Below are 21,765 nucleotides of genomic sequence, written 5' to 3'. Positions count from 1 at the left end.
ATGCCCCACCATGACCGACGCCCCCACCGCCCTGCCCGAAGGCCTGTTCGCCGACGACGCCGGCTGCCCGCGCTGCACCTGGTGCCAGGCCACGCCGCTGTACCGCCACTACCACGACACCGAGTGGGGCTTTCCGGTGGATGACGACAGGCGCCTGTTCGAAAAGCTCTGCCTGGAGGGCTTTCAGTCCGGCCTGAGCTGGCTCACCATCCTGAACAAGCGCGAGGGCTTTCGCGCCGCGTTCGACCATTTCGACGCCGAGAAGGTCGCCGCCTATGGCGAGGCCGACATCGAGCGCCTGGTGCAGGACGCGGCCATCGTGCGCCACCGCGGCAAGATCGTCTCCACCATCAACAATGCGCGCCGCGTGCTGGAGCTGCGCCGCGAGTTCGGCTCGCTCGCCCACTACGCCTGGCGCTACGAGCCCGCCGCCGCCGACCGGCCCGCACGCCTCACGCGCGAGGCAGCGCGCGCGCTGTCCACATCGCCCGCCTCGGTGGCCATGTCCAAGGACCTCAAGAGGCGCGGCTGGACCTTTGTGGGCCCCACCACCGTGTACGCCTTCATGCAGGCGATGGGGCTGGTGAACGACCACATCGAAGGCTGCCATTCGCGCGACCGGGCGCTGCAGGCGCGGGCGGCGTTCACGCTGCCCTAGCCCCACCCATTGGCGGGTGGCCGCATCAGTGGCTATAGTGGTGCAGGTCACCCTTTCGGAGCTGCGCACCATGCATGCCTGTCCCCACTGCCAGAAGCCGGGCGTCCGCGACCCGGCGGTCCGCTGGTCCGCGCGCGAGAACCCCGCGCAGTGCAGCTATTGCGGCGGCCTGTCGCACGTGCTGGCCAGCACCTCTGGCGCGATCGCCATGTTCACCTGGGTGACGCTGCTTGGCGGCTTGGGTCTGGCCTTCGTACTCGGCTCGGTGGTGTTGGCGGTGGCCGCCGTGCTGGTGGCCTGCATCGGCAATGTGTGGATGTGGCGCCGCTGCGCGCTGATCCCCATCGACCGCACAACAGCGCAGACCGCGAACCGCGTGGGCTGGACGACCACGGCGCTGGGCGTGATGCTGTGCCTTTTCCACTGAGCCACCGAGCCACCGAGCCATTGAGCCATTGAGCCATTGAGCCATCGCCGCAGGGTGACTGCGGCGGGGCGCCAAGACCTCAGGTCCGCTGTCCCTGGGCGTTGACCACCACTTCCCCGTCTTCCTTGCTGAACGCGCCCTGCTGCGGCGCGGGCAGGATGTCGAGCACCAACTCCGACGGCCGGCACAGCCGGGTGCCCAGCGGGGTGACCACCAGCGGCCGGTTGATGAGGATGGGGTGGGCCAGCATGGCGTCGATGAGCTGCGCGTCCGTCACGCCCGGCGCATTCAGGTGCAGCTCGGTGAACAGCGCCTCCTTGGTGCGCACGGCGTCGATCACGGGGGCACCCGTGGCGGCGATCAGCGCGACCAGCGTGGCGCGGTCCGGCGGGGTCTTCAGGTATTCGATGACCTCGGGCTCGATGCCGCTGTTGCGGATCATGGCGAGCGTGTTGCGGGAGGTGCCGCACTTCGGGTTGTGATAGATAGTGACGGTGGACATGGCGTGGTCGGTCATGGATCGATGGACAAGGGTTGCGAGTATCGCGGCCACGAGCGGGCGGGCCACGAGCGGAACACCGGCGGGCCGCCTTGCTGTCGGCACGTCATCCGGCGCCCAGCTCCAGGTGGTCGAGCAGCGCGAAGTCGGCCCCCGGCGCCGGCTCGGCGAACAGCGCGAGGCTGTCGAACTTCAGCGCGGGCATGTCGGAGAAGTATTCCTGCGCGGCATCCAGCACCAGCGCCTGGGTGCGGGCATCCACCTGCGACAGTCGCCCCGTGATCGTCATGTGGAAGCGGAACTCCTCCAGCACGAAGGGGTAGCCCCAAAGTTGCATCAGCTCGTCCTGCCGCGCGCTGAGACCGACGGCGCGGCGACGCGCCAGATCGGCCTTGGACAGGGGCGCTGCCAGGGGCTGCAATTGCATGACGCAGGCCGCCGCCGCGTCGCGCAGGGCTGCGTTGGCCGCATGCGAAGGCGGCGGCACCAGCGCCAGGAAGTCGCCCAGGCGCTCCACGTGCAACGGCGGCAGCTGGAATGCGCTCAGGCTCTGCGCCACGGTCTGCACGGCGTGGTGCAGCGTCATCCAATCCACGCCGGGCGCCAGTGAGAACGGGGCCTTGAGTGTGGCGTGCCAGCCGTATCGGCGCGGTGCTGCGGTAAGGCGTTCCAGCACATCGGCAGGCACGCCATGGATGTCGAGCTGTGGCAGCGGCTGCAGCAAGGCTGCGCATCGGCCCAGCCAATGGCTGCCCGCCAGCCATCCCAGGCTCCGGGGGCTGGGCGCGAAGTAGACCGCATAGCGATGGGCTGCCGCGGTCCCGGAGGCTACCGGCAGAGGGGTTGCGGTCGCCGCCTGGTGCGGGCACGGCGTTGTCTTGGTCTCAGGCGGCATTGCGGTCCTCGCTCATCCACCCCAGGTTGAGCGGGCGGTCTTCGAACTCGGTGTTGAGCACCACGGTGCTGGTGGTGCGCGCCACGCCCTCGATGGCCTTGATCTGGTAGAGCACGTCTTCCAGCGCCCGCGCGTGGGTGGTGCGCACCTTGGCCAGGAAGTCGTATTCACCCGCCACGCTGTGCAGCTCTTCGATCTCGGGCATCGCCTGCAGGCGCGGTGCGATGTCGCGGCAGTGGGCCCCGCCGTCGTTGCGGATGGCCACGAAGGCCGTGAAGGACAGCCCCACGCGCTCCGGCTCCACGCTGATGGAGAACCGGCGGATCACCCCCTTGTCCAGCAGCTTCTTCACGCGCTCGTGCACGGCCGCCGTGGACAGCCCCACTTCGCTGCCCACTTCGGCGTACGAACGTCGGCCATCCGTGCTCAGCGCCGAAATAATTCTGGCGTCTATGTCATCTGTCTGAATATTTGCTTGCATAGCGGCATGAATTTGGTAAAAATTCCGAAATTCTTGCGAATTCCATAAATTATTCGGTCAGGTGAAGAATATGCCGGCAAATATCAATGTGCAAGCCCGCCACCCCGCGCCATGGGCGTTGGGCCTCGCCCTGCTGTTGGTGTACGTGGTGTGGGGCACCACGTACTTTGCCATCGGCATCGCCCTGCAGACCATGCCGCCCCTGTTGATGAGCGCGATCCGTTTCCTGTGTGCAGGCGGCGTGATGCTGCTGGTGGCGCTGTGGCAGGGGCACGCGCTGCCCACCGCAGTGCAGTGGCGCAACGCGGCCATCGTGGGTGCGCTGATGGTGTTTTTGGCGATGAACCTGGTGGGCTTTGCGCAGAAGCTGGGCATCGGCTCGGGCCTGATGGCCACGGTGGTGACCACGATGCCGATGTGGCTGGCCCTGTGGTCGCGCTGGGGCGGCGAGCGGGTGCCGGTCACCAGCTGGATCGGGCTGGCACTGGGCGTGGTCGGTGCGCTGCTGCTGGCGCTGGAGGGGGACTTTTCTGCGACCTGGCTCGGGGCATTGCTGGCCTTTGGCGCGCCGCTGTGCTGGAGCGTGGGCTCATACGCATCGCGCAAGTTGTCTCTGCCGGCACCGGCCATGGCGGCGGCTGCGCAGTGGCTGGTGGGTGGGGCGATGGGACTGGTGGCGGCACTGTGCTTCGAGCCGCTGAGCGCGCTGGGGCAGGTGAGTGCGAAGTCGTGGGCTGCGTGGGTGTACCTGCTGGTGTTTGGCACGCTGGTGGCGCTCAATGCGTATCTGTGGCTGCTGCAGAACACGTCGGCGGCGTTGGCGGGGAGCTATTCGTTTGTGAACCCGGCCGTGGCGTTGTTGGTGGGAGTGGCGCTGGGGGGTGAGTTGCTGACGGGGTGGGTGTTTGCGGCGTTGCCGCTGATTGGGGCGGCGCTGGTGTTGATTTTGTATGGCAAGGCGTTGAAGGTCTGGTCGGTGGGGCGCAAGAAGGCGTTGTGGGGAGTTCGCGCCGGGTAGCGGGCGGCTTGCCAGCCAACCGGCATGTCGAGTTGAGGCACTTCGTGGCCGTTGTGGCCGTCGTGGCGGAAGCTGCTCCCGGTGCTCCTGGGTTTCACCGATCCGGAAAAATTCGCCCGCCAGAATTGACCTATAGCGGGCCTGGTCCCCACTCTTTGTTTGCGCCAAGGACTGTGCTCTTGGGCTGCACTCCCTTTGATCGTTCGATCAAGGTCAAAACGATTGCGGCCCCGTGCCGTTTTTTCGTGGTTTCCGCAAAAAAATCTTGTTGTGTGGGCGGGTTTTGGTGCGTTGACCTTCTAACTTTCAGCAGGTACGCGCATTGGTTTGCGGGTGCCCATCTGGAGCTGCTTGATGCGCAACGCTCCGCGCAAAATCACCCGTGCCAACACGGTTTTGGCGCAACATACATTTTGTAACTTTTGCAATAAGTCAGCCCTTAGCATCGCCCCCGTTCGACATTTCAAACAAGCTGTGCTTCGTCAAAGAGCGCTGGAGGGCGCCGACGATCCCCACAAAAAGAATGAGCAGGGAGGGCGTGCATGCACGGGAGCCGGCTATGGGCAAATAATCAGCACTGCAAGGAGTCTCAAGGTCACCCCACGTGGTGGGTGCTTGTGCGTCTCGCTGTGCTGGTTTTTGCTGGTTTGTGGGCGAATGCCGCGCGAGCCGAAGAGGCTGTCTGTGCTGAGGTCAAGATCGTCATCGAGCAAAAGCTCTCGCTGGAGCGGCAAGCCTTCGATGCACACATGGTCCTGCGGAATGGTCTTGATGCAAGTGCTCTTTCGAACGTAAAAGTCGATCTGATCTTCAAGGACCAAGATCAGAAAGACGTGGTTGCGACCACCGATCCCAATGCGACAGGGGCCGCGTTTTTTGTTCGCACCGATAGTTTGACGGGAATGTCAGCGCTGGACGGCAGCGCGACCCTGGCCCCGAAGACGACCGCCGATGTCCGTTGGCTGATCATCCCTTCGCAGGGTGCGGGCGGAAACACCTCGCAGGGGCGTCTGTACTACATCGGTGCCCGCGTCACTTACACCCTGGATGGGCAAACCAGCTCGGTGGACGTCACTCCCGACTATGTCGTGGTTCGCCCTCAACCTCTGTTGCGGTTGGACTATTTCCTTCCCACCGATGTCTTTGCGGACGACCCGTTCACTGCAGAAGTCGAGCCGCCCGAGACGTTCACGCTGGGAGTGCGAGTGGCCAATGTAGGGGCTGGCGCCGCCTACAAGACGCGCATTGAATCCGCGCAGCCGAAGATCGTCGAGAACCGCCAGGGCTTGCTCATCGATTTCACCATCCTTGGTGGATATGTTGGCAACGAGATGGCAGGCAAAAGTCTGCTGCTTGATTTTGGCGACATTGCCCCGCTGACGGCCAAAATGGGGCGTTGGCTCATGCAGACCACATTGGCCGGGCGCTTCACCGCATTCGATGCGAGCTTTGTGCATGCGGATTCGTTGGGTGGTGCTGTGACCTCTTTGATCAAGGAGGTGGTGACGCACAGGCTCGTGCACGACGTGCGCATCGATCTTCCTGGTCGCGACGGCATTGATGACTTTCTGGCTGAACACGGTGACAGCTATCGCGTGTACGACTCGGAAGGCGACGACAGCCCTGTTTTCAATCTGTCTTCATCCGCTTCTTTGACAGCCCTGGCGGGTGGGAACCTGTCGCTGCGGCTTCCCCCTACGCAGGGCTTTGTACATGTAAAGCTTTCTGATCCTGGGCGAGGGACCCAGCGGCCCGTGCAGGTGATTCGAAGCGACGGTCAGTCGCTGTTGCCGCAGAATTTCTGGCTGTCACGCTCGCGCAACCAGGATCTGAGCTGGAGCTACTTCATCCATGTGTTCGACGCGAACCCAACGGGGCAATACACCCTTGTCATGTCGGGCGCGCAGACGGCGCGACTGTCTGGGCAGGTCTATCGCGACAGCAATGGCAATGGCGTTCGAGAAGCGGGGGAGCCAGCAGAAGGAAACCTCGGCATTGCGCTCAAAGGCATTGATACCTCGGGCAAGAGTGTCGTTCTACAGGCCTACACCGATCCGTCGGGTGAGTTTTCCTATGCTTCGGTGCCTCCAGGCAAGTATCAGCTGGAAGCGTCGTCACGCGATGGTGTGGTCAATGGGGTGTGGATCGCTGGAAGCGCTGGCGGTAAAGCCACCCCCGGGCTCATTTCGGACATTCTGCTGCTGGCCGGTTCCGACGGGCAGGGCTATGTGCTGTCCAAACGCAAATCAGCAGCAGGCGCTGGCGGTACGTCGTCAGCGGACGTATCTGCCTCGATTCAGTCGAGTGCCTACCAAACCAGGCCGGGCCAAAGCGCCTCGGTCACTGTCGGCGTCAGGAATGCCGGTCCGTCCGCAGCACAAGGGGTATCTCTTCAGGCTGCGGTTCCTGAGGGATTCACGCTGCAAAGCTCGAGCGCTTCGTTGGGCAGCTTCGCCAACGGGGTGTGGAATGTGGGTGCGCTCGAGAAGGACCAGTCCGCGACATTGACCTTCAATGCGCTGGCAGCGGCTCCGTCGGGAGGTGCCAGCCGCAGCATCGTCTGGACGGCTACCGCAGGTGCGCAAACCGCCGACCCGATGGCGGGCAACAACCAGGCGCGCATGAATGTGCTTGTCCAAGGGGACAACGAACAAGTGACGCTGGAGCAAGACGTCCAGGCCCAAGCCCGCGTGTTGGTCTGGGCTGCCTGCCCGCTAGCGGATGCATCAGAGAAAGAGATTTGTGCCAAGGCGAAGGCACAGGCAGCAAGATCGTGGTTGGTGGGAAAAAGCCACGAAGGAGTCGCGACTGCCGACTTGAACGAATGGCGGGTGGCGATGCGCAGCGGCAAATACAACCTGCTGTGGCTCAATGGCGGCGCCGTGGGGCTCGGCGCGACCTCGCTGGCCGAAATCCGGGCCGCTGTGCGGCGTGGACAGACGTTGGTGGTGGACGGCGCCATAGCTTCGAGCGTGGGGCATCTTTCGGATGTACTGGGTGCACTGCCAACGGACACTTCCTTGGGTAACGCACTCAGCGTGCGTCTGCAGGGCGCGGGAACAGCTCAGCCAACCGTTGGAAAAGGGTATGCGCTGGAACCGCAGACTGCGGCTACGCTGGCGTCCTACGAAGCGTCGGGCTTGCCCGCCATCGCTGGACACAGTTTCGGGCATGGACAAACGCTGCTGGCCGGGTTCGACCTGCTGGACACCGCGACCAGTCCGACGCACATGGGCTGGTCCGACTATTTGCATCTGCAGATCAAAGCCCTCACCCCGGCAGTGCGCACCGCTCCCGCGCTGGCTGGCTCTTCAGTGCCCGTGCGTCTTGTCGTGCGCAACCCGGGCGCCACGGGCACGGCCGATCAATCGGTCACGCTGGAGACCCGTCTACCCGCGGGGATTCAACACGATCACGTGTTGCCACAGCCAACGACGGGTGCCGGCAACAGTACTCTGAATTGGTCATGGGCGCTCCCCGCCGGTCAGGATCGCAGTGCATCGTTCGTGCTGACCATGCCTGCAAGCTCGGGCCAGTCCCAGGTTGTGTCGCGGTTGCTGGGAGCTGCTGCTCCAAGCAGCGGGGCCGAAAAGGTCTTGCCGTTGACCGTGCTGGGCCTTGATGCCGTCGTGCCGCGTGTTGGCAACGCGCTGGGGGCTGTCGCAGCTGCAACACCAGAGGCACGCGCGTTGCTCGATGCCGCAGTCAACGCCCACACGTTGGCGCGTGACGAGCAGGCACAAGGCCGGTGGAGCCAGGTCATTGACGCGTTGGCCGTGCTGCAGGCGCACGTGGATGCACTTGCCCGGGCTCCGCACTCGCTTGTACTGGTGGAGCTTCAGCTGGACGTCGCTCGATGGATGGGCTTGGCGCAAATGCGGTGGACGCCAGAAATCACCGAGCCGTCTGCGCGACTGATCGCAGTGGGCAGCGGCGCCCAGGCAGCCATCGTCGGTCAAGCATTCGCACAGCCACTGCGGGCTCGGGTTCTTGATCGATTCGGCCGCCCCGTGGGCGGCGTGACCGTTCGCTTCGAGGTCCCGGTCTCTGGGCCTGCAGCTACCTTGGGTGGTGGCACCAGCGCCAGTGTATTGACCGACGCCGACGGCTTGGCGACTTCACCAGCCTTGGTGGCCAACTTGTTCGTGGGCAGATATTCCGCCAGTGCAACCGTGGGTGGCAACGTGAGCCCGGTGAGCTTCGCATTGGAGAACTTGCCTGCGGTCTCGGCGCCCTTGATGTTGCAACGGGTGGACGGGAACAACCAGACGGCCCGCGTGAATGCGCTGTACGGCAAACCGCTCAGTGTCCGGGTCGTGAATGCCCAGAACCAGCCTCAGTCGGGCATTGCCGTTCGTTTCGAACTGCCGCAGATGGGCGCGTCGGCACAATTTGAGCCGGGAGCGTCCGCTGCGAGCTTCAGCGTCGACGTCATGACCGCTCAAAACGGTGTGGCGGTCAGCCCGGCGTTCCGTGCCAATGCCCAGACAGGTGCATTCGTGGCCGCTGCGTCGTTGCCGGGATCGGCTGCCGCTGGCACGCAGTCTTTCGAACTGACCAATGTGGCAGGCATCGGCCCAGCGTCCCGTTTCGAAGCCACGACCCCCACCGGAACAGGGCTGTTCACGGCGACGGTTTCGGGCGGGGGGGCTTCGTGCACCTTCAACCCCCATGCCACCCGCCTTCTTCCAGCACAGGGCCTGGGCGTGGCGCTCGGCAGCACCCTGCTTCCCCATGGGGTCTTCGACTTTGAACTCACGGGTTGCGCGCCGGGGGGTGAGGTGACGATCGTCACCACATGGCCTGACCTGCGCGGGATCACCGGATACCTCAAGTACGGCGTTACACCGGGCTCCGGCGGGCGCAAGGCCTGGTACCCACCCAGCAACCTGCGCATCAGCGGCAATACCGTGACTTACACCATCCGGGACGGCGCGCTGGGTGACGATGATTTGCAGGCCAATGGTGTCATTCGTGATCCCGGAGGACCCGTGATCATGGCGGCGCCAGCGAGCGCTCAGGCGATTCCTTCGCTGGACTGGCGTGCCCTGATCTTGTTGAGCGCCTTGCTGTCCGTGCTCGCGGGCGCGCTGGGTCGTTTCACGCAAGCTCGCCGGCCGCGGGTGGGTGAACCATGAAATCCAGGACATGGGTGGACAGCGCATGCAGTGCGCTGACCTGCGTGCTGCTGGTGTCCCTGACGATTGCGCAGGCGCAAGAGTCGGACGAAGCTGCTGCTGCCTGCCTGCGCACGGACCATCGCGAGGAACCAGACCCGGTGTCGTTCGAACACCTACCGCTGCCGGCATACAGCAGCGAGCAAGCTTCCTGTTGGGCGGGAGTGGAAGCCTTGAAGGATGCTTCCCTGATGGTTCTCGATGTTCGCGAACAGGACGCCGCCGCGACTTCGGTAATCGGTGGCGCGACGCCCATGGCGCTGTCAGCGGTAGCGGACAAAAGCTATCTCAAGCCACAGCGGCTGCTGCTGGTCGGAACGGGCGTCGATCTGCGGAGCCTGACGCAGACATGCGTAGCGTTGCGCAGCAAGGGATTTGGCGATGTGCATGTGCTGCTCGGTGGTGCCAGCACCTGGAGCAAAGAGCCGCAAGCATCCTGGACTTCGGCGCAACACGCATGGCTAGGGAGTGGCGAGGGGCTGTGGAGGATTGCCGCCGTGGGCTTTTCAGCCCGGCAACTGCGGTCTTTGCCACAACCTGCTGCTGTGCAGTTGCCTGCAGAAGCCAATGCCTTTGACTTGCGGCGGGCCATGTCCGCGAATGCCGCAGCCAATCCGCTCCAGAGGCCCACGCAGTGGTTGGTTGTGGGTGCGGATCCTGCCGCAGCACAAGCGCTGTTTGCCGATTGGTTCGCGTCAGATGCCAGTGGTTTTTCTGCGCAAACAGGCAACTCCGTGAAATGGCTGGCAGGAGGCTGGAGCGCGTACGAAGCCTACATCGCGCAGCAAAAGATCTTGGCTGCTCACGCCGGCCGCCCATTGCCGCGCAACTGCGGCTCGTGACCTTTGAAGACGAAGAAGTTTTTCATGCAAACCCCCACCGTGCCCGGCAATTTTTCTTTGGCCGAAGTTCCATGGCTGCGTACAGCGCGTTGTCGACGGATCATGAGCACCATGCGCTCATCCATGGCCATGGCCGGTGTAGTCCTCGGCTTGTCGATGGGTGGCTTGAGCGATGCGGCGGCTGCGATGATGGTGAGTGGTGTGATATCCGCCGATACGGTATGGAGTGCGGCACAGTCACCGGTGACTGTGCAGGGCGACGTGACGGTGGACCAGGACGCAACGTTGACCGTGGAGCCGGGGGTTGAAGTGCGCATGGCAGCCAATGCGAGTTTCACCCTGAATCGCGGTGCGGTAGTGGCAGTGGGCACGGTTGGAAAAACCCATCGTGATCTCATCTGCCATTGCAGCGCCTGCACCGGGCTCATGGGGGCAATGGCGTTTCAGGCAAGGCACACGGAGTGCGCAGACGCGCCTGGAGCATGTGCGCATCGAGTACGGCAGCGGTGTTGTGATCGAGAAGTCTTCGCCGACGCTTGATCGCGTTTCCATCAACCACCACCGCGGCCCTGCCATCGAGATGGACTTGGAATCGTCGCCATCCGGGCAGTCGTTGAGTGCGGCAGGCAATACGCTGAATGCGATTGTGGTTCCGTCCGGAATTGTGCGCGGACAGGTCCTCTGGGGGCTTGTCGGAATTCCCTACCTGGTGCGCGAAGGCTTGGTCGAGATTGGACAGCCGTCGTTGACCATCGAGCCAGAGCTGCTGAATGTCGGGGCTGGCACGCTGACGCCCATGCGCGTTGTGCTCGACGCTGCGGCGCCTGCAGGAGGTCGGTTGATTGCGCTGTCGAGCAGTAGCAGCGACGCGGTCAAGGTGCCTGCCACCGTGACGGTTGCGGAAGGTAGTTCGAGCGCCGCGTTCGAGGTGCGGGCCTTGGGGTTCACCAGTGCATTGCTGTCAGCTTCTCACCCAGAACTGGGAAGCGCTCGGGCCCAGGTCAATGTGGTGAGTCTTCCTGCGCTGCAGCTGGATCCCTCTGTATGGTCGATGGCACTGGGCATGCCCTACGGCATCACGGTGCGCCTGCCCGCCGCGGCGCCGGCCGGCGGCATTCCGATTCAGTTGCGTGCCGAGCCTTCAGGGATTTTCCAGCTTCCTGCTGGCATCACCGTGCCTGCAGGGCAATCTCAGGTGCAGTTCGTTGTACAGGGTTTGGCACACGGCAGTGCCCGGATTTCTGCGCAGGCACAAGGCCTTCGCGCGGCGAGCGTGGACGTGGAGACCAGCCGCATGACCTTGATCCTCCTTCCTCATGAATTGCGTGCTTCCGTACCCATCGTGGTGGGCGATGCACGAGAAGCTTCAGTCGCTTTGAGTCACCGCGCGCCCCTGGGTGGATTGACGGTCCGTATCGCGTCGGAGGCGCCCAACGTTGTGGGCGTGTCACCTGCCGAGCTGGTGGTGGCCGAGGGCGACTACGCGTCCGTCGGCAAAGCCATGCTGCAGGCCAAGGCGAAAGGCCAGGCACGGGTCCAACTCAGTGCCGCCAACTCCCAGGATGGATACGCCAACGTCACAGTGCGAAGTCCGACGGTGCTGAGGTGGGGATTTGTCGATAGCCAGAGCGCGGTCGTTCTGGGTCATCAACTGCGCAGCGTCGGTGGACTCTGGATCGAACGGACGGTGGACGGCGAGCCCGACTACGGCGCCGAGAATTTGTCGGTCGAATTGCGTTGCGTGTCGAGCGCGGTTTGCGAGGTTCCGTCCACCCTGACCATTCCCTCTGGGCGAGCGTCTGTGGAAGTGACCGCGATAGGTGTCGGGCTGGGTGTCTCGGAGATCGAGGCAAAGGCCGCGGGGGTGCAAGCCACAAAGATTGGCGTGCACGTCGTTGAGCCCACTTTCAAATTTGCCGACAGGTACGGAACTCCATGGAGCGGCCACCGCTACATGGGCTTGCGTCAAGACCTATCGCTGTGTTTCTCTGTGCCCGCGGCACATGATCATGTGCGCTTCGTCACCGACAAGCCATGGTCGATTGATTTCGACCTCAGTGACCAAAATCCCGCGGGCGTGGTGTCGGGCATCTACGCCCAAAGCTCAGGAGGTTCATCTGCTGCGCAGTCGACCATCAGTCCGGGAATGGGGTGCTCATCTCCGTTGTTTGTGGGAGAAGCAAGCCAGATGGGCCGCTACCGCGTCAATGCGAGTTCGGCAGGTATTCGCCTCGCGCAGTCTGCCGTGCAGCGGATTCATGCAGACAGGGAACTGTCGTTGGGCGCTGCCTGCAGCGACTGCATCCAGTTCTCCGTCGTCAAGGGCTTCCATGCGGACATTGCGGTACGCACGCTGCATCTAGGGGACTACGAAGATGCGCCGGAGACCTTGACTCTCAAACTGCGCTGCGTCGATGCGCCAATCTGTTCTGTTCCCGCGGAAATCACCATTCCTTCGGGGACGAGTCCATGGACTCCCGTGAGGCTGCCGGTTCTCGGTTTGCAAGAAGGGACGACCACCATCGAGGCCAGCGTGCCGGGGTCGCAACGCTACCCGGAGGTTTACAGCGTGGCCGTCAGTGTCGCCCCACCCGTGTGGACCTTCAGCTCCGATGACGACACCTTGACCGTTCCTGTGGGGCAGTCTTCGTACTCCCAGGTGTGCATCGGTAAATGGGACGGCAGAAGCTATGCGACGGCGCCGGTTTCGGTGTCCGTTGCCAGCAGCAAGCCCGAGGTCTTGCGACCCAGTGTGAGGACATTGAGCTTGGCCGAGGGAGACAGCTGTGTCGGAGTCGATCTGCTGGGCATTGCTACAGGAAAGGCCAGGGTCAGCTTTGAGGCGCCTGGTCTCACGCCCGCCGTGATTGCCGTCGAGGTGCTTCCATGAAGTTCTACCCAATGTCACTGGAAAGCTTCTGTCTGTTTGCTCACAGTGCAACGGACCGAGCGGCAGGTGCCATGCGCCAGACCTTCTGGAATATCGTTTGGTGGACTGTTGCATTGGCACTCCTTGTATTGGCAGTGCCTGGTTTGGCTCACGCAGACTCCAATGCACAGCTGACGCTCGGGGCAGGCGTGGTCGTCAAATTTGGCGCAGTTCAGGATCCGGCAAAAGAAGGCGCAGGGTTGCTCGTGCACGGAAGCCTGCGGACTGGCGCTGGGGTCGTTCTGACAAGCGAACGAGACGACGCAGATGCCGGGCAGACTGGTGCAGCGCCTGCGGCGGCAGCCGCTGCAGGTGACTGGCTCGGTGTGTTTCTGGGTTCACGAACATCGCCCTCGTCAGTGTCCATTGATGGATTGACGTTGCGCTATGGCGGAGGTAACCAAGCTGTGCCCATCAGGCTCCAAGAAGCTGGTGCTGCGTTGGTCATGCCTGGAAAAGGCTATGAGCTTTCAGGACTGAAAATTTCCAACAGCATTGCGGGCGTGCGCGTGGTGGGGCTGGGCTCTCCGCAGATTCGCAACGCTCGCATTGAAGCCAATGGCGTTGGCCTCGTTGCTGTGCGTGGCGCTACGCCGGCAGTGACGCAGAGCAGTTTCGCCGGCAACCGTTTCTACGGTATTTCCAATGAAACCCCCACGTCAGTGGTGCAGGCCTCGGGCAATTGGTGGGGGCATGTTACGGGTCCGTTGGCAGAAAGTAATCCCTATGGGAAAGGAAGCCGTGTCAGTGCAGGAGTTGTCTACCAGCCCTATCTCACTTCGGATGTGGCGCAATCAGGTGGGCCGGTACTGAATGCCGCCTTCAATGACAAACCCTTGCTGGACGGCGCCGCACTTTCCATGTCGGGTGTTCTGACGCTCAGTGCCCACAGCTCCAAAGGCGTCAAGATGCTGGAGGCCTACATCGACGGCATGTCCGTGCTGCGGCAGGACTTTCCGATGGCACAGCCCAGTACACCTGCCAGCCCGAGTACTGCAAGCCAACTGCTGGGGTTCAACGGTTTGGCCAACGGTGCGCATGTGCTGTTGATCACCGCGCAAGATGCAGATGGCGGCACCACGACATCCAGCATTTCTTTTCGCCTTGCACTGAGCGCCCCGGCGGCGCCCCTGATCACGCAACCGACTTCTGGATCCTCGGTCGTCATGTCGCAAATCGCAGTCGCAGGCACTGCGGAGCCGGCAGCGCTGGTGCAGGTTTTCGTCAACGGGCAGCCTGTGGGGCAGGCTTTGAACACGGATGCTGCTGGCAATTTTGCCGGGGGCGTGTTATTGCCAAGTGAAGGTGTTCACAGCATTCAAGCAAGGGCAACGAACGCGCGGGGCATGGGGCCGCTCAGTAGTCCGATATCTCTGAACTACACAGCGCCCGTTCCCACGGTGACCTTCCTGAGCCCCTCGGACCAAGCGCTGGTGCGTGCTACGGTACCCGTGCAGGTCGCAGCTCTCGATGCCAGCGGTATCGCTCAGGTCCAGGTTCGGCTGCAGGGGCAGAACGTTGATCAACTGCTGGGGACCTTGGACCAGCAGCCTTGGAGTGTGGACTGGGATACCACCCAGGTGCCCGATGGCGACTATGTGCTCAGAGCGACTGCGACAGGCAATGCCGGAAAAACCGCCCAGGCTTCACGCGCCGTGCGCGTGCAGCAGTTGCCTCCTGCACCGCCACCTCCTGTGCTGCCCTACGGCGTTCGCGGCGTGAGCGTCTCCCCTGCGTTCTCTTTCGGAGAGCAGCCGATCTTGATCAGTGGACAGGTGGTCGCGTTGAATGCAGCGGCTCAACCCGTGCCGAACGCTACCGTGCGCCTGGCACTTCGCATACAGGGGTTCGAGCGACGTATCACGCTGGTGAGCGATTCGACCGGCAAGTTCAGCTACAGCTTCGTACCACAGGCCAACGATGCCGGCACATATTCGGTCCATGTCGTTCATCCAGACGACACCGTGTATGCGGCTCAACCCGCGCCCGCACAGTTCACCATCAACCGTCTGAGTGTGAACTACAGCCAGTACAAGCTGAACGCGATCCGGGGCCAGGCAACACCGGCTGTGCTGGAGGTCAGGGCGAGCGCCGGAACAGGTGCCAAGGCCGTTCGTTGGCAGGCATTGGCAGCGGACCAGCCCTCGGGCGCACTGCCGCCGGGCATCACGCTGGATGTTGGCGAGCCTGTCGATGTGGCCGCGGGCACCAGCGTACCCATGACAATCAATGTGACCGGCGCAGCTTCGGCGGGCGCCACAGGCAGCATCATTCTCAAGGCGTTTGCTCAGGAAAGCGGCGCAGTGCCGCGTGCGGAGCTGCGCCTGGACTATCAGCTCCACGAGGCGACGCCGGGTTTGAGTCCCAACCCGGGGTTCATCGAAATTGGTGTGAGGCAGGGGGAGGCCGCAAGTGGTTCGGTCACGCTGACCAACAAGGGATTGGCGGTGGCGCGCAACGTGCGGGCGCAACTGGTGACTCCACAAGGCACTGGAACGCCCGCGTGGATGCGCCTGGCCAGCAATGGAGACATCGGCAATCTCGATGTGGGCCAAGCCACGACGCTGCAGCTGTTGGCCAGGCCTGGCGCCGATGTGGTGGACGGCTACTACCAGTTCGAGCTCCGCGTTGGCGCAGACAACGATCCTGGTGGCAAGGTGCCTGTCACCGTCGCCGTGGCACAAAGTGGCCAAGGCGGCGTGCGCTTCAAGATGGTGGACATCTATACCAACACCTTGAACAAAAGCGGCCAACTGATTGCCGGCCTGCAAGGCACCACCATCAAGCTACAGAACGAGGCGCTGACTGCTGACATTCGCAGCCTCTTGAGCAATGAGCAGGGCATTGCTGAGTTGCCAGATCTGCCACCGGGCAACTACCGCTGGCGAGCCAGCGCGCCGCAGCACACCGATGCCAGCGGTCGCATCCAGGTTAAAGCGGGCCTGACCGCCAACGAGCGGGTTTTTCTGGACAGCCAACTCATCAGCATTGAGTTCAGTGTCACGGAAACGACCATCACGGATGAATACCACATCACACTGGAGGCCACCTACCAGACCCAGGTACCGGCGCCTGTGGTGCTGATGGAGCCCATGAGCATCAATCTGCCCGATATGCAGGTGGGGGAAGAGCTGACGGGGGAACTCACGCTCAGCAACTACGGGCTGGTCCGGGCTGACGAATTGGATTTTGTTCTTCCCAAGTCTGATGCCAATTACCGATATGAGTTCTTTGGCGATATGCCCAGGGAGCTTGCTGCGAAAAGCCGCGTGGTGATTCCCTACCGAATCACCGCATTGGCTCCGGTCAAGAGTCTGGCCTTGTCCACTTCGCGCGCAACCCAGAGCGCAGCTGCAGAGCTGCCGTTGTTCAGTGGCTATAGCCCCAGCCTGCAAATCCAGCATGCGATCCGGCACATGTTGAGCACTGGCCGCAGTTCGGCGGTGCCGCAGTCCAAGGCAGAGTTGGTCGCAAAGGCTACCGGTTGCAGCAGCTACGCAGCGAGTGCATGCGTTGGCTACGCGTACGCCTGTGCGGCGGGCGACAAACGCCAAGGGGCTGCTTGCACGAACATGAGCCGTATTTCTGGCGCAAGTTGTGCGACGGGCAACAACACCTATGGCCCCTCCAATGCGGGACGGCACGGTGGCGGTGCGGGAGGGGGATGGGGAGGCGGCAGTGGCAGTTCTGGAGCCGCACCTATTGGTCTCGCGCCTGCCTGCGTACCTGTTTGCCCAGGTTGCTCCGGTGGCACGGGGCCGGGTGGAGGAGGCGGTGGTGGCGGAAGTGGCCCTGGCCCCGGAGGAGCCGGTCCGGGTCCTGGTGGCACAGGTCCGAACAGCTTTGGCTCCTCCTAGTTCCAGTACCTCATGCCTGCCTGGTCAGAGCAATCCCAACCGCAGAGTGCCGGATTCAACCTTCGGTACTCAGCCTCGTACAGCCTTTGATTTGTTTCTTTCACCGTGAACTTCATGCAACGCCCTTTCCTCGCCGTCCAGACAGCTTTGATTCTGGTAGCTGCAGTATTGCTGCCAGCGCCAGCCCAGTCCCAGCCCATCAGCCAAAGCGTGCGGCTACCGAACCAGGAATACACGGAAAGCAGGCGCGACATTGCAGTGAAGGTACTTGGTGGGGAGGTGGCGATAGAGCGTACATGGACAGGAGGCCGGTGGTACCTGAACCCTGCGTGGTCCAACCTGCGGCTCATCCCCGATCCCTTGGGGGGCGTCTTGGCCGTGCAGCGCGCAGGCAGCCTGTACGAGCGCACCGGCAGTCAGGCTGGCCAGAGTGCTGGCAGCATCTACCGCTTTGACGCCAACAACCTCATCGCTCAGACCGCTACCGGCTGGCGCTGGTACGACCGCCTGGGGCACAGCGTGTACTACGACGCCTCCGGGGTCATACAGCGCTACGAAGACCCGAACGGCGTGCAAGTGAGCTTCGGGCGAGACGCGAGTGGCCAGATCAACACCGTCAACGACCACCACGGCCGCGCCGCGCTCAGCCTTTTCAGCGACAGCGAAGGGCGCGTCACCCGCGTGAGCGACAGCACTGGGCGCAGTGTCAGCTACCAGTGGAGTGGCAGCGGTGCCGACAGCCAGCTCAGTCAGGTGACAGACCTGCTGGGCCAGCGCTGGAAGTACGACTACAACGGCCAAGGACAGCTCACGCGCCGCACCAACCCTGAGGGCGGGCAACTGAACATCACCTACCTCAGCAGCCCTGCAGCTGTTCCGGCGAGCTCCGGCTTTGCGGGCACGGGGGCGGGCAGCGGTGCCGGTGTAAATACTGGCGGTGGCGCTACTCCCAATGTCGGTGTAGCCTTCAGTGGCCAAACCAAAGCTCCCCTGCCACCGGTGGCGCGAGTGTCCAGCATTCAGGACGAGAGCGGCGCCACCACCCTGTACCGTGTCGAGTACGACCGCGTGCGCCAGCAATACACCATCACCAGCCAAGACCCCACGGGCGCCAGCCGCCGACGCGTATACAACAAGACAGGCCTGCTGCTGCAAGACAGCACCAACGACCAGATGCAAAGCCAACGCATCGTCGACAGCGTCAGCCAGGAGCGCAGCATTGACGCCCGCGGGCAAACCACCACCACCCAGTACGACACTGCGCGCCAGCCGCTACAGATCACCTACCCAGACGGCAGCCGCGAGAGCCACCAGTACGACGCCCAAGGCCGCACCGTGCGGCACACCAACACCCTGGGTGCCGTCAGCACCTGGGCCTATGACGCCAAGGGCCGCGAAGTCGAACACACCGAAGCCCTGGGCCAGCCCGAGCAACGCACCACCCGTAGTACCTACGACCCATGGGGCCAGCCCACCCGCCGCACTCGAGGCGCAGGCAATGGCCTGGGGCCGGACACTGTCGCCACTGGCTACGAATACGACAGTGCCGGCAACCTCGTCAGAACCACCAACGCCCTGGGCCACAGCGCCAGCGCCACGTACAACAGCCAGGGCCAACCCCTCACCCAGACCAACCCCCTGGGTCAGACCAGCACCTACACCTGGGACGCGGCCGGCCACCTGCTCAGCAGCACCAACCCCCTGGCGCAGACCACACGCCACAGCTACGACAGCCTGGGCAGACGCACCCAAAGCACCAGTTCAGAAGGCCGCACCCGCCAGACCGTGTACGACGCGGCAGGCCGCGTGGTGGAACAACGCCAGCCCGGTCAAGCCACAGGCACCAAAGTCAGCTACGACGCGGCAGGCCGCGCCGCAGCCACCACCAGCCCTGGCGGCCTCATCAGCACCAGCGCTTACGACGCCCTGGGTCGCATCACCCAGACCACCGACCCTGCAGGCAACACCACCCGGTACGAGTACGGCGCTGCAGGCACGCCCCTGGCCGGCCTGCTGACGGCCACCATCTACCCCACCTACATAGAAACCTACCGCTACGACCAAAGAGGGCGGCAAACCCAGACCATCCAGAACCTGGACGCCACGGCAAGCTCAGGCACCCCAGCCACCCCAGCCACCCCAGCCACCCCAGCCACCCCAGCCACCCCAGCCACCCCCGCCACCCCAGCCAACAGCCGCACCCAGCACCAGGCGTACGACGCCCAAGGCCAGCGCATCAGCAGCACCGACCCGGCGGGCAACAGCACGCTGTACCGCTACGACGCGCTGGGAAGATTGGTGGAAACCATCGACAGCCTGAACCAGAGCACCAAGCAAAGCTGGGACGCACAAGACCAACTCGTGGCCGTGACTGATGCCAACGGCAACACCCACCGGTTCGACTACGACAAGGCAGGGCGCCTTACCAAAGAAACCAGACCGATGGGCGGAGCCATCCAGTACAGCTACGACGCCGCAGGCCAGCTGACCCAAAGAACCGACGCGGGCGGCAACACCCGAAGCTACAGCTACGACACCGCCGGTCGCATGGGCCTGGAAGAACACCGCCTGCAGGGCAGCCAGATGGACCAGCGCATCAGCCGCCAGTACGACAAGGACGGCCTGCTGGCAGGTTACGAACAACAAGACGGCGCGGGTCAACTGATCAGCAGTGCCAGCTATATCAAAGACGCCCAAGGACGCACCACGCAGAGCGCAATCACCTACGGCAAGGTGAATGCGGGGACAGCAGCCGGAGCAAACGCAGGAACATTCAGCTTCACCATCGGCCAAACCTTCAACGCCGACGGCCAACTCAGCAGCCACACCTACCCGGACGGCAGTCAGCAAAGCTACACCTACGACAAAGGGCGCTTGGCCCAGGTCACCCTGCCCGACCAAAGCCGCATCAGCTACCTAGACTACCAATGGATGCAACCCACCCGCATCCAGACCCCGGGAGCGGCCAAGACCCAGGCATTCGACGCACTGCAAAGGCACACCCGCATCGAAGTCAAAGCCAACGCCAACCAGCTACTGGCAAGCCGCCAATACCAATATGACCTGGCGGGCAACATCACGCAGATCGGCAGCGACCTGGGCAAGACCCAGTACGGCTACGACAAACTGAGCCGCCTCACCCAGGCCGCACCAGACAACAGCCTCAAGAACCTGGGCCTGCCGCTGGAGCAATACAGCTACGACCCGGTGGGCAACCGCACCAGCAGCGGCCACCAGCCGGGAGTGTGGAGCTACAACGGGGACAACCAGCTCAGCTACGACCCGGTGGGCAACCGCACCAGCAGCGGCCACCAGCCGGGAGTGTGGAGCTACAACGGGGACAACCAGCTCACCCAGTACCCGCGCACCACCCCCTTCAGCGGGGCGCCAGCGCAGAACACGCAGGTCACCTACACCGCACAGGGGCACACGCAGAGTGAGCAAAGCGGGGCCTGGCAAAGAGACTACCGCTACAACGCGGCCGAGCGGCTGATCGAGACGAGCCAGAACGGACAAAGCACCAGCTACCGGTACGACCCGTTTGGCAGGCGGATCAGCAAAACCTCGGGCAGCGGGGCAGGCAGCACAACGACCACGTACTACCTCTACAGCGACACCGGGCTGATGGCGGAAGCAGACAGCCAAGGAAACCTCACCAAGGCTTACGGCTTCAACCCCAGGGCGCAGCAGCAAGGGTTATGGAGCACCGACCCGATGTGGCAGGCCGATGTGAGAGCCAACAGCAACAGCTTGACCGACCGAGCCACCAGCTACCACTATCTACACACGGACCATCTGGCTACGCCCGTGTTGGCGACGGACAAGGCGGGCGAGCCGACATGGAAGGGGGCGTCAGAGGCGCTTGGAGCGACGAAGCCAATGCTCGAAGCTACCGAGATGAACCTGAGGTTCCCGGGGCAGTATCGGGATCGGGAGACAAATAGCCACTACAACTTCCATCGGGATTACTTGCCGGGTGTGGGAAGGTACATGCAAGGCGACTCCCAGGGAATTGACGATGGTCCTAATCTATATGTCTACGCAAAACTTAATGCTCTCTCTCTCGGAGACCCGCGTGGGAGGGCCGCTGTTTGTGTTGCAAATCCATTAGCATGTGGAGCTGTAATACTGACTGGCGTTAGAATAATTGGGCAGGGATGTAAAATTCTAGCGGTACTGGTAGGGATACACTTTTTTAATATCCAAGATGAAAGAGGAATGTCGGAAGCTGATGGTGCTCAGATGAATGCAGAATGGGCGCGTTATCACAATTTTTGTGATAACAATCCTCCTAACCCAGATTCAACAAACGGATTCAAGCCTCAATCTTGCCCTTGGGCCAAAAGAAACAAAGATTTGGCAGAGAAATGTTACGATTTAAGATTGAGTTGGATGCAAAAATGGAAAGTTTTTGACAAGCGCCATGCAGACCAGTTGGCAACTGTGGCTCGAAGGATTGCAAACGCCGTTGACCAAATCAAAAACTATTGCAAGGAGCCTTGTGATGAATGCCAATGATAATTTCTACAACCAATCAATTTTCAGTTCGATAGAATCTGGCGATCTGGATGGGCTGCTAGAAGGCATTCGATTTGATGATGTTAACTTGGTGAGTATTTATGATGGCCTGACATACTTGATGATTGCTGTGCAAAAATCAGATGCCAGAGCTGTGAGGGTATTGATAGAGGGAGGGGCGAATTTGTATGCGAAAAATGATCTTGGAGACATGGCAATACACTTGGCTGCCAAATCAGGAAATTTAATAATTGCAAAAACATTTTATGAGTTAGGGTGTGATTTGAATGTTATGGGTCAATCGGCAACGCCGCTTAGTTATGCTTTGCGATTCGGCTGGTTTGAGTTGGCCAAATACTTGGCAGGATGTGGTGCTGATATTGACCTGGCCGATGAGTTCGGCATTACTGCTAGAGAGTTGGCTTTGAAAATTGGTGCTGCATTGAAATGATTGGTTTTTGGCA

The 21,765-nt window shown here is 62.5% G+C and carries 13 protein-coding genes; 9 read left to right on the top strand and 4 right to left on the bottom strand.

Going from position 1 to position 21,765, the window contains the following annotated elements:
* Window positions 1–10 precede the first annotated feature (10 nt).
* Together ASG27_RS06170 and ASG27_RS06165 are read left to right on the top strand one after the other, a co-directional pair.
* Window positions 11–658 carry a DNA-3-methyladenine glycosylase I gene (locus tag ASG27_RS06170; RefSeq protein WP_056409885.1) on the top strand — a complete coding sequence of 216 codons (648 nt, stop codon included), beginning with the start codon at window positions 11–13 and terminating at the stop codon, window positions 656–658.
* A gap of 70 nt (window positions 659–728) precedes the next feature.
* Window positions 729–1,085, top strand: coding sequence for a hypothetical protein (locus tag ASG27_RS06165; protein WP_156370522.1), 357 nt, complete (start codon window positions 729–731; stop codon window positions 1,083–1,085).
* 79 nt (window positions 1,086–1,164) lie between these two features.
* Here the strand turns inward: ASG27_RS06165 and arsC are convergent, their stop codons facing one another.
* The 3 genes from arsC to ASG27_RS06150 all read right to left on the bottom strand — a co-directional run bounded on the left by arsC (window position 1,165) and on the right by ASG27_RS06150 (window position 2,960).
* Window positions 1,165–1,587, bottom strand: a complete 423-nt coding sequence (arsC, locus tag ASG27_RS06160) for an arsenate reductase (glutaredoxin) (protein WP_056411496.1) — start codon at window positions 1,585–1,587, stop codon at window positions 1,165–1,167.
* A 103-nt stretch (window positions 1,588–1,690) separates the two neighbouring features.
* Window positions 1,691–2,308 carry a DUF1045 domain-containing protein gene (locus ASG27_RS06155; RefSeq protein WP_235503838.1) on the bottom strand — a complete coding sequence of 206 codons (618 nt, stop codon included), beginning with the start codon at window positions 2,306–2,308 and terminating at the stop codon, window positions 1,691–1,693.
* 160 nt (window positions 2,309–2,468) lie between these two features.
* Entirely contained in the window at window positions 2,469–2,960 is a 492-nt protein-coding gene (locus tag ASG27_RS06150; protein ID WP_235503837.1) for an Lrp/AsnC family transcriptional regulator, read from the bottom strand.
* Window positions 2,961–3,030: 70 nt separating this feature from the next.
* Here ASG27_RS06150 and ASG27_RS06145 point away from each other — a divergent pair, with 70 nt between their 5' ends.
* The 3 genes from ASG27_RS06145 (at window position 3,031) to ASG27_RS26535 (ending at window position 9,997) form a co-directional block, all read left to right on the top strand.
* A complete protein-coding gene (locus ASG27_RS06145) occupies window positions 3,031–3,978 on the top strand; it encodes an EamA family transporter (protein WP_056409879.1) in 948 nt (315 codons plus the stop codon).
* A 617-nt stretch (window positions 3,979–4,595) separates the two neighbouring features.
* Entirely contained in the window at window positions 4,596–9,116 is a 4,521-nt protein-coding gene (locus ASG27_RS06140; protein ID WP_162240430.1) for a choice-of-anchor U domain-containing protein, read from the top strand.
* Window positions 9,113–9,997 carry a rhodanese-like domain-containing protein gene (locus ASG27_RS26535; RefSeq protein WP_156370520.1) on the top strand — a complete coding sequence of 295 codons (885 nt, stop codon included), beginning with the start codon at window positions 9,113–9,115 and terminating at the stop codon, window positions 9,995–9,997. Before ASG27_RS06140 ends, ASG27_RS26535 begins: the two co-directional genes overlap by 4 nt.
* Here ASG27_RS26535 and ASG27_RS26530 read toward each other — a convergent pair.
* A complete protein-coding gene (locus ASG27_RS26530; RefSeq protein ID WP_156371471.1) occupies window positions 9,958–10,314 on the bottom strand; it encodes a hypothetical protein in 357 nt (118 codons plus the stop codon). The two genes, ASG27_RS26535 and ASG27_RS26530, sit on opposite strands and share 40 nt — an antisense overlap.
* A 71-nt stretch (window positions 10,315–10,385) precedes the next feature.
* Between ASG27_RS26530 and ASG27_RS06130 the strand changes: the two genes are divergently transcribed.
* From ASG27_RS06130 to ASG27_RS25780, 4 genes are all read left to right on the top strand, one after another.
* Window positions 10,386–12,887, top strand: a complete 2,502-nt coding sequence (locus ASG27_RS06130) for a hypothetical protein (RefSeq protein WP_156371470.1) — start codon at window positions 10,386–10,388, stop codon at window positions 12,885–12,887.
* The gene (locus ASG27_RS27775) at window positions 12,884–16,783 is read left to right on the top strand and encodes an Ig-like domain-containing protein (RefSeq protein WP_156370516.1); all 3,900 of its coding nucleotides are present in this window, start codon (window positions 12,884–12,886) and stop codon (window positions 16,781–16,783) included. Before ASG27_RS06130 ends, ASG27_RS27775 begins: the two co-directional genes overlap by 4 nt.
* A gap of 114 nt (window positions 16,784–16,897) precedes the next feature.
* Window positions 16,898–21,301 (top strand): RHS repeat-associated core domain-containing protein, encoded by a 4,404-nt coding sequence (locus ASG27_RS06120; RefSeq protein ID WP_056434585.1) that lies wholly within the window; start codon window positions 16,898–16,900, stop codon window positions 21,299–21,301.
* Complete coding sequence (locus tag ASG27_RS25780) at window positions 21,288–21,752, top strand: ankyrin repeat domain-containing protein (protein ID WP_162240427.1); 465 nt, start codon at window positions 21,288–21,290, stop codon at window positions 21,750–21,752. Before ASG27_RS06120 ends, ASG27_RS25780 begins: the two co-directional genes overlap by 14 nt.
* Window positions 21,753–21,765 lie beyond the last annotated feature (13 nt).

This window comes from Acidovorax sp. Leaf191 (assembly GCF_001424425.1).
Lineage (GTDB): Bacteria > Pseudomonadota > Gammaproteobacteria > Burkholderiales > Burkholderiaceae_C > Acidovorax.
This window is presented reverse-complemented; position numbering and strand designations above follow the sequence as displayed.

Coding starts and splice junctions, on each gene's coding strand:
- ASG27_RS06170 (WP_056409885.1), top strand. CDS start 11: ATGACCGACGCCCCCACCGCCCTGCCCGAAGGCCTGTTCGCCGACGAC.
- ASG27_RS06165 (WP_156370522.1), top strand. CDS start 729: ATGCATGCCTGTCCCCACTGCCAGAAGCCGGGCGTCCGCGACCCGGCG.
- arsC (WP_056411496.1), bottom strand. CDS start 1,587: ATGTCCACCGTCACTATCTATCACAACCCGAAGTGCGGCACCTCCCGC.
- ASG27_RS06150 (WP_235503837.1), bottom strand. CDS start 2,960: ATGCAAGCAAATATTCAGACAGATGACATAGACGCCAGAATTATTTCG.
- ASG27_RS06145 (WP_056409879.1), top strand. CDS start 3,031: ATGCCGGCAAATATCAATGTGCAAGCCCGCCACCCCGCGCCATGGGCG.
- ASG27_RS26535 (WP_156370520.1), top strand. CDS start 9,113: ATGAAATCCAGGACATGGGTGGACAGCGCATGCAGTGCGCTGACCTGC.
- ASG27_RS26530 (WP_156371471.1), bottom strand. CDS start 10,314: ATGCGCACTTCAACCCCCGGCTCCACGGTCAACGTTGCGTCCTGGTCC.
- ASG27_RS27775 (WP_156370516.1), top strand. CDS start 12,884: ATGAAGTTCTACCCAATGTCACTGGAAAGCTTCTGTCTGTTTGCTCAC.
- ASG27_RS06120 (WP_056434585.1), top strand. CDS start 16,898: ATGCAACGCCCTTTCCTCGCCGTCCAGACAGCTTTGATTCTGGTAGCT.
- ASG27_RS25780 (WP_162240427.1), top strand. CDS start 21,288: ATGAATGCCAATGATAATTTCTACAACCAATCAATTTTCAGTTCGATA.